The sequence below is a fragment of the Bradyrhizobium sp. genome, assembly GCF_050014615.1.
Lineage (GTDB): Bacteria > Pseudomonadota > Alphaproteobacteria > Rhizobiales > Xanthobacteraceae > Bradyrhizobium.
Window position 1 is genome coordinate 1 of the sequence record NZ_JBEKCZ010000257.1, and the last position, 6798, is coordinate 6798.

Sequence of the window (6798 nt, forward strand, 5' to 3'; positions counted from 1 at the left end):
CCTCGACACGCTTTCTCGGCGATCCGGAGACGCTTTCGCGTCGCACCGGCAAGACCGGCGTGATCTGGCCGAACAACCGCGACGTCGACGATCTCGTGCCGTATCTCGACCGGCTCGCGGTGGTCGGGCTGGTGTTTCCGAGCTTCCGCGACGGCCGCGCATACAGCCAGGCGCGGTTGCTGCGGGAACGCTATTCGTACCGGGGTGAGTTGCGCGCCACCGGCCAGGTGTTGCGCGACCAGTTCGTGTTCATGCTGCGCGCCGGCTTTGACGCTTTCGAGGTCAAGAAGGAAAGCGACGCGGAAGCGTTCGCGCTGACCGCCAAACGCTATTCGGTATTCTACCAGCCGACCGGCGATGGCCGCATCACCGCGCTTCACCGGCGCATGCAGCAACGCCATTCGGAGAGTGCCGGCCAGTGAATGAGCTTGCGCATCAGGTGTTGGCGGAGCGGACGGTGGGCGCGGTGGATTTGCCACCGGCCGAGGGGCTCGATCGCGCGCTTCGTCACGCCGCGCCGGCAGAGGTGATCGCGGCCGCCTTGCAGATCGTCGGCCGCGAGCGGCTTGCCGTGGTCTCGTCATTCGGTACCGAGTCGGCGGCGCTGCTCAAAGTGGTGGCCGACGTCGATCCGGCGATCCCCGTGATTTTTCTCGACACCGGATGGCTGTTCGAGGAGACACTTGCCTATCGCGATACCCTGATCGCGACACTCGGCCTGCGCGATGTCCGTTCGATCAAGCCGCTCGAGGCGGCGCTGTTGCGCGAGGACCCGGACCGCGAATTGTGGTTCTCCGATCCTGACGCGTGCTGCCGGATCCGCAAGGTCGAGCCGTTGCAGCGGGCGTTGGCGCCGTTCGGCGCCTGGATCAATGGACGCAAGCGATTTCAGGGTGGTGCCCGTGCCGTGATTCCGGTGGTCGAGGATGACGGCAGCCGGCTGAAATTCAATCCGTTCGCCAACATCGCGCGCGAGGAAATCGAAGCGATTTATGCGGTTGCCAAACTGCCGCCGCATCCGCTGGTGGCGTCGGGATATCTGTCGGTCGGATGCATGCCGTGCACCAGCCGGACCTCGCCCGATGAAGACGCGCGGGCCGGCCGCTGGCGCGGCAGGCCCAAGACCGAATGCGGCATCCATACCGCGCAATCGCCGCCCGATTGATTCGTTATTTCCGGATCGCCTCTTGGCGTATCCCCGGATCGCCTCTTGGCGTATCCCCGGATCGCCTCTTGGCGTATCCCCGACCGCCGCTGGCGCGCGTCCTCAAATGTGCAATTCCACATCGGCGGCATGTCGCCTAATTATCCTCGATCAGCCCCAGCGTTCACCATTCAGCCACGGTTGGTATGCAACAACTGCCGGCGACCATGGGGGAATCAATGACGCGGGCGGTGATCGCCATTTTGGGGCTGTTGGCGCTGGCGGGCTGCGCGGCGGAGGTTCCCGTCGAGCAGCCAAGCATGTATCTCAACATGGCCGAAAGCGGTGCCAGGCTCGATCCCCAGGCCGCGGCCTCGATGATTTCGCTCTACCGGCAGAACAACGGTCTCGGCGCCGTGGTAGTCGATCCCGAACTCATGAAGATCGCCGAAGCGCAGTCGCAAGCGATGGCGAGCCGCAACAAGCTTGACCACGACGTCAAGGCGCCGCTGCCGAAGCGTTTGAATGCGGCCGGATACCCCGCGACGCTGGCGGTGGAAAATGTATCCGCCGGATACCACACCCTGGCTGAGGCGTTTTCAGGCTGGCGTGACTCGCCCCCGCATCGGGCGAATATGCTTCAAAATGGTGTCACAAAATTAGGCATCGCGGCGAGCTATGCTCCGAATACCAAATACAAGGTGTTCTGGACGCTGATTCTGGCATCATCGGAAGCGCGATAACCACGGCTTGATCCGGCTTTGCACCTCCCTGATTGACGCCATCGCGAACTGACGCCACGTTGCGCTCTCATTTTGGGTCCAGCCAAGGGCGATAATGAATTCTGTCGATCCAGCGTCAACCGGAACCCCTGCCACCGCCAAGCGCGTCCTCGTTCTGCAGGGCGGCGGTGCGCTTGGCTCCTACCAGGCCGGCGCCTATCAGGCGCTGTGCCACTTTGATTTCGAACCGGACTGGGTTGCCGGCATTTCGATCGGCGCCATCAATGCCGCGATCATCGCCGGTAATGCACCCGAAAAGCGGGTCGGACGCCTCAAGGAATTCTGGGATCTGGTTTCGTCCCCGGTGCCGTGGAATCCCGTCGCGTCAGGCGACCGTGGCCGATCCCTGTTCAATGAAACCAGTGCCGCCCTGATCGCGACGTTCGGCGTGCCCGGCTTTTTCCAGCCGCGATTTCCGCCGGCGCCGCTGTGGCCGCAGGGCAGCCCGCAAGCGCTGAGCTATTACGACACCGCCCCGCTTCGCAAGACGCTGGAGCGTCTGGTCGATTTCGACCGCATCAACGACCTCAAGACCCGGCTCAGCGTCGGGGCGGTGAGCGTCACCACCGGCAATTTCAGATATTTCGATAATGTCGAGTTCAAGAAGCTCGGCAAGAAGATCGGGCCGGAACACATCATGGCGTCCGGCGCGTTGCCGCCGGGTTTTCCCTCGGTCGAAATTGAAGGCGAGCATTTCTGGGATGGCGGCATTTCCTCCAATACGCCGCTCGACTATGTGCTCGACGAAGACATCGCCGACGATCTCCTGATCTTCCAGGTCGACCTGTTCAGCGCACGGGGATCCCTGCCGGTGTCGCTGCTGGAGGCGGCCGAGCGCGAGAAAGACATTCGCTTTTCCAGCCGCACCCGCTTGAATACCGACAAGAACAAGCAGGTTCACAACGCCCGCAAGGCGCTGCGCGAGCTGATCGGCAAGCTGCCGGACGATCTCAAGAACGATCCGTCGGTCGAGGTTCTGCGCCAGGCCGCCAAGGAAAGCACCGTCACGGTGGTGCACTTGATCTACCGCAGCAAGAACTACGAATCGTCCTCCAAGGATTATGACTTCTCGCATATCGGTATGGTCGAGCATTGGGGCGCCGGCGCGCGCGATGTTCATCTGTCGATGCGTCACAAGGATTGGCTCGAGCGGCCACAATCAGATGAAACCATGGTGACTTACGATCTCACGGGGGATGAAGCCCCCAAGGGCAAACAGGAGTGAAGAAAATGGGTACGTTGACAGGCAAGACCGCCGTGGTGACCGGTTCGACCAGCGGCATCGGATTGGCATATGCGCGCGCCTTTGCGAGCGCTGGCGCCAACATCGTCATCAATGGCATGGGCGCCCCGGCCGACATCGAAAGGGAACGCTCTGCGATCGAGACCGATTTCAAGGTCAAGGCGATCCATTCGCCGGCCGACATGACCAAGCCTGCCGAAATCGCCGAGATGATCGCGCTGGGCGAGAGCACGTTCGGTTCGGTCGACGTGCTGGTGAACAATGCCGGCATCCAGTTCGTCTCGCCGATCGAGGAATTCCCGATCGACAAATGGGACGCGATCATCGCGATCAACCTGTCGTCGGCGTTCCACGGCATCCGCGCCGTGGTGCCCGGCATGAAGAAGCGCGGCTGGGGCCGCATCATCAATACGGCGTCGGCGCATTCGCTGGTAGCTTCGCCGTTCAAGTCGGCCTACGTCTCGGCCAAGCACGGCATCGCCGGCCTCACCAAGACCGCCGCGCTCGAACTTGCGACCTTCAAGATCACCTGCAACTGCATCAGCCCCGGTTATGTCTGGACGCCGCTGGTCGAGCACCAGATTCCGGAAACCATGAAGGCGCGCAACCTGACCAAGGAGCAGGTGATCCACGACGTGCTGCTGGCGGCGCAGCCGACCAAGGAGTTCGTCACTTCCGAACAGGTCGCCGCGCTGGCGCTGTTCCTGTGCGGCGATGACGCCGCGCAAATCACCGGCGCCAACCTCTCGATCGACGGCGGCTGGACCGCGGAGTAGGGGTGCCCGTCATGCCCCGCGAAAGCGGGGCATCCAGTACGCCGTGACGGTTGAATAAAACTTTGGCGATTGCGATTACTGGATCACCCGCTGGAGCCTGTCATCGGGCGGCGCGTTGCGCCGACCCGGTGGCGGGTGATGACGTCAGGGCGCGGTTAGTTGCCGAACGCCAGCACGTGAAGCCCGAGCCGGCGCCGCACGATCCAGAACAACAGCACGGTCTCGAAGGTGAGCGAGATCGAGGTCGCCGCCGCCGCGCCATGGCCGCCGAACCGCGGCACCAGCGCGATGCAGAGCGCCACGTTCATGGCAAAGGCCAGCGCATAGGCCAGCGCGCAGATATGCTGATGGCCGAGCATGTTGAGCAGCCGCTCGACCGGCCCGATCGCGGAGCGTACCACGAGGCCGATGGCTGCGATGAACATGATGTCGTAGCCGACGACGAATTGCGGCCCGAACAGCCAGAGCAGCGGCTTGCCCAAAGCCAGCAGCAGAATGGTTGCGGCGAGCGAGGGCCAGAACGTCCATTTGATCGCGTGCGCGACATAGGCCGACAGCCGCGCGCTGTCGCCGGTGGAGTGATACTCGGCAAAACGGTGCGCCGTCGTCGCCGACATCGCGTAGTGGATGAAGGACACCAGCGCCAGGGTCTTGACCACGGCGAAATAGACGCCGACCTCCTGCGAGGAACGAAACTGCTGCAGCACCAGCACGTCGGTGTAGGACAGCAGCAGATAAAAGCCTTCGACCATCAGGATCGGCAGCGAGATCGCGAGCCAGCCGCGGAAATCGTAGGCCTTCGGGCCGGGCTCGATGTGACCGCCGAGGCGGCGGTTCAGCACCACCATCTGCCCGATCATGGCGATCCACACCGCGGCCGCGCTGGCGAGCATCGCCGCGGTCGCGCCGAGATCAAGGCCCAGCGCGAACGCGCCGGCGGTGAGGCCGATGATCAGCGTCTGGCGAACGATGAATTGCGGCATCAGCCCTAGCCGCATCCAGTCGTGCGAGCGCGCGATGCCGTCCTGGGTATTGGCGACCACGAAGGCGGGCAGCGTGAGGCAGCCGATGTAAAGCGGAACCAGCGTGCCGGCGTCGATCCAGGGCGACAGCAGTCTTACCCCGCCAGCCAGCGCCAGCGAGACAATGGACGAGACGACAAAGGTCATCCAGCGGCTGCCGGAAAGAAAGCCGCGCAGCAGCGCATGCTCGCCCTCCGTGCGGTATTGCGGGATGATTTTTTGCGCCGACGCCGAGATGCCGAAATCCATCATGCTGCCGAGCAGCAGCACCCAGGTCCAGACATAGACGTAGACGCCATAGTCCGAACCGCCCATCCAGCGCGCCAGCAGAATTTGCGAAAGGTAAGCCAGCGCGGCGCTGACGACGCGGATGATGAAAACCGTGCCGGCCAGCCGCCGGGTCACCGAGGCTTCGCTGGTACCGCCAAGAAGCTGGCCAATCATCGTTCGCAGCCGCGCGATGGCGCCGGTGGGCGGAACGGTTGCGGATTGAGCGTCCATCACGGCCACGGCGTGAAATCCCTCGGGACGCCGCAGGGATGCGGCGATGTCGGGGCTATCAACTATTCGTTAAGATTCGGTTGGGCGGGTCACCATCCCCCGTCGTCCCGGCGAACGCCGGGACCCATAACCACAGGACGCAGTTATCAAAGAAGGTGTCTACCTGAGTGCCCCAATGCACCGCCGCGGAGCCGCGATGAGCGCGATTGCGCTCACGCTGGGGTCCCGGCGTTCGCCGGGACGACGTCAGACCTACTCCAGATTGATATTGAACTCGTAGGAGCGGTCGCCGCCAACCAGCGTCAATTTCAGCGCGGCGCCATCGGGCTTCGCCCCCGGCGGCAGGCCGTCGAGCTCGAAAGCGAAGCGCTTGATCCCGGGCGGGCTGTGTTCGAGCAGGTGGGGTATCGGCAGCCCCCAGTCCGGGGTTGGCCCTTCGACGAACAGGCTGACTTCCCTGGTGTCGGGTGCGACCACGTCGACCAGCACGGTGGCTTGGCCTTCGCGCTTGACGTCGCGGATGGTCAGCGGGTTCGGATCGCCGATGCTGGCCGGCTTGGGTACGGTATCAAGTGCTGCGAACAGCGCGCTGTCCTCGGTGCTGGCCACACTGGCAAAGGCGAGTTCGGCATTGGCATCGACCGGAATGCAGATTTTCTCGCACACCGCATAATTGATATCGGCGCGAAGCGTCACCGGCTTGTCGGAATTTTTTGCGACAATCCGCAGCGGCAGCACGATCTGGTTGTGGTAACCCAGCGAGTGGCCGCCGGCGCCGTCGTCGAATTTGGTCGGGGCCGGCCACAGTACCGTCACCGCTTCGACATTGTCCGATTTGGAGAAGTCGAAACGCGGCGGAACGCCGGAATCGCCGGGGCTGCGCCAGTAGGTTTTCCAGCCCGGTTCAAGTTGCATGGCGAGACCGCCGAGCAGCACGGAACCGCTGCGCGATCCCGCCAGCAGCCGGACCGCGGAGTGCCCACTGTGTTGCCACGGCGAAGCATCCTGGGCACGTGCCGTGGTCGCCGGGGATGACGCCAATACGGCAAGAAATACGGCAAGGCCGATGCCGGGCGCGGCTCGCAAGGGAATTGGCAAGGGAACTGGCAAGGGAACTTGGATGATCATGAGATGTCCTTACAGCCAAGCGAGATCGTAAACCATTGAATTGCTTGTGATGGATTTGCAAAACCGAGCGCGAAGCTTGATTGACAGAACCGCCACCCAATATCAGGATGGGCAGCAACACGAGAGTCCTTTGCGGATGGACCCTGAAGGCAAAAGACCCAGAATGGTTCGCCGCAAAGCCGCCGGCCTTGCCGACGATTCG

General features: G+C 63.2%; 7 protein-coding genes. 5 read left to right on the plus strand and 2 right to left on the minus strand.

Annotation, left to right across the window (positions count from 1 at the left end; genetic code table 11):
* The 5 genes from ABR948_RS27070 to ABR948_RS27090 all read left to right on the plus strand — a co-directional run.
* Positions 1–422 (plus strand): DUF934 domain-containing protein (locus ABR948_RS27070; protein WP_428123930.1); only part of this gene is annotated, 422 nt, incomplete at its 5' end.
* Complete coding sequence (locus tag ABR948_RS27075; protein ID WP_428123933.1) at positions 419–1165, plus strand: phosphoadenylyl-sulfate reductase; 747 nt, start codon at positions 419–421, stop codon at positions 1163–1165. The genes ABR948_RS27070 and ABR948_RS27075, both read left to right, overlap by 4 nt.
* A gap of 218 nt (positions 1166–1383) precedes the next feature.
* A complete protein-coding gene (locus ABR948_RS27080) occupies positions 1384–1887 on the plus strand; it encodes a CAP domain-containing protein (RefSeq protein WP_428123935.1) in 504 nt (167 codons plus the stop codon).
* Positions 1888–1981: 94 nt separating this feature from the next.
* On the plus strand, positions 1982–3151 hold the full coding sequence (locus ABR948_RS27085) for a DUF3734 domain-containing protein (protein ID WP_428123937.1): 1170 nt from the start codon (positions 1982–1984) through the stop codon (positions 3149–3151).
* Positions 3152–3156: 5 nt separating this feature from the next.
* On the plus strand, positions 3157–3945 hold the full coding sequence (locus ABR948_RS27090) for a 3-hydroxybutyrate dehydrogenase (protein WP_428123940.1): 789 nt from the start codon (positions 3157–3159) through the stop codon (positions 3943–3945).
* Between the two features lie 155 nt (positions 3946–4100).
* Here the strand turns inward: ABR948_RS27090 and ABR948_RS27095 are convergent, their stop codons facing one another.
* Positions 4101–5468: a lipopolysaccharide biosynthesis protein gene (locus tag ABR948_RS27095; RefSeq protein WP_428123946.1), complete on the minus strand. Its 1368-nt coding sequence runs from the start codon at positions 5466–5468 to the stop codon at positions 4101–4103.
* A gap of 252 nt (positions 5469–5720) precedes the next feature.
* A complete protein-coding gene (locus tag ABR948_RS27100) occupies positions 5721–6596 on the minus strand; it encodes a protein-disulfide reductase DsbD domain-containing protein (protein WP_428123943.1) in 876 nt (291 codons plus the stop codon).
* Positions 6597–6798: the final 202 nt, after the last annotated feature.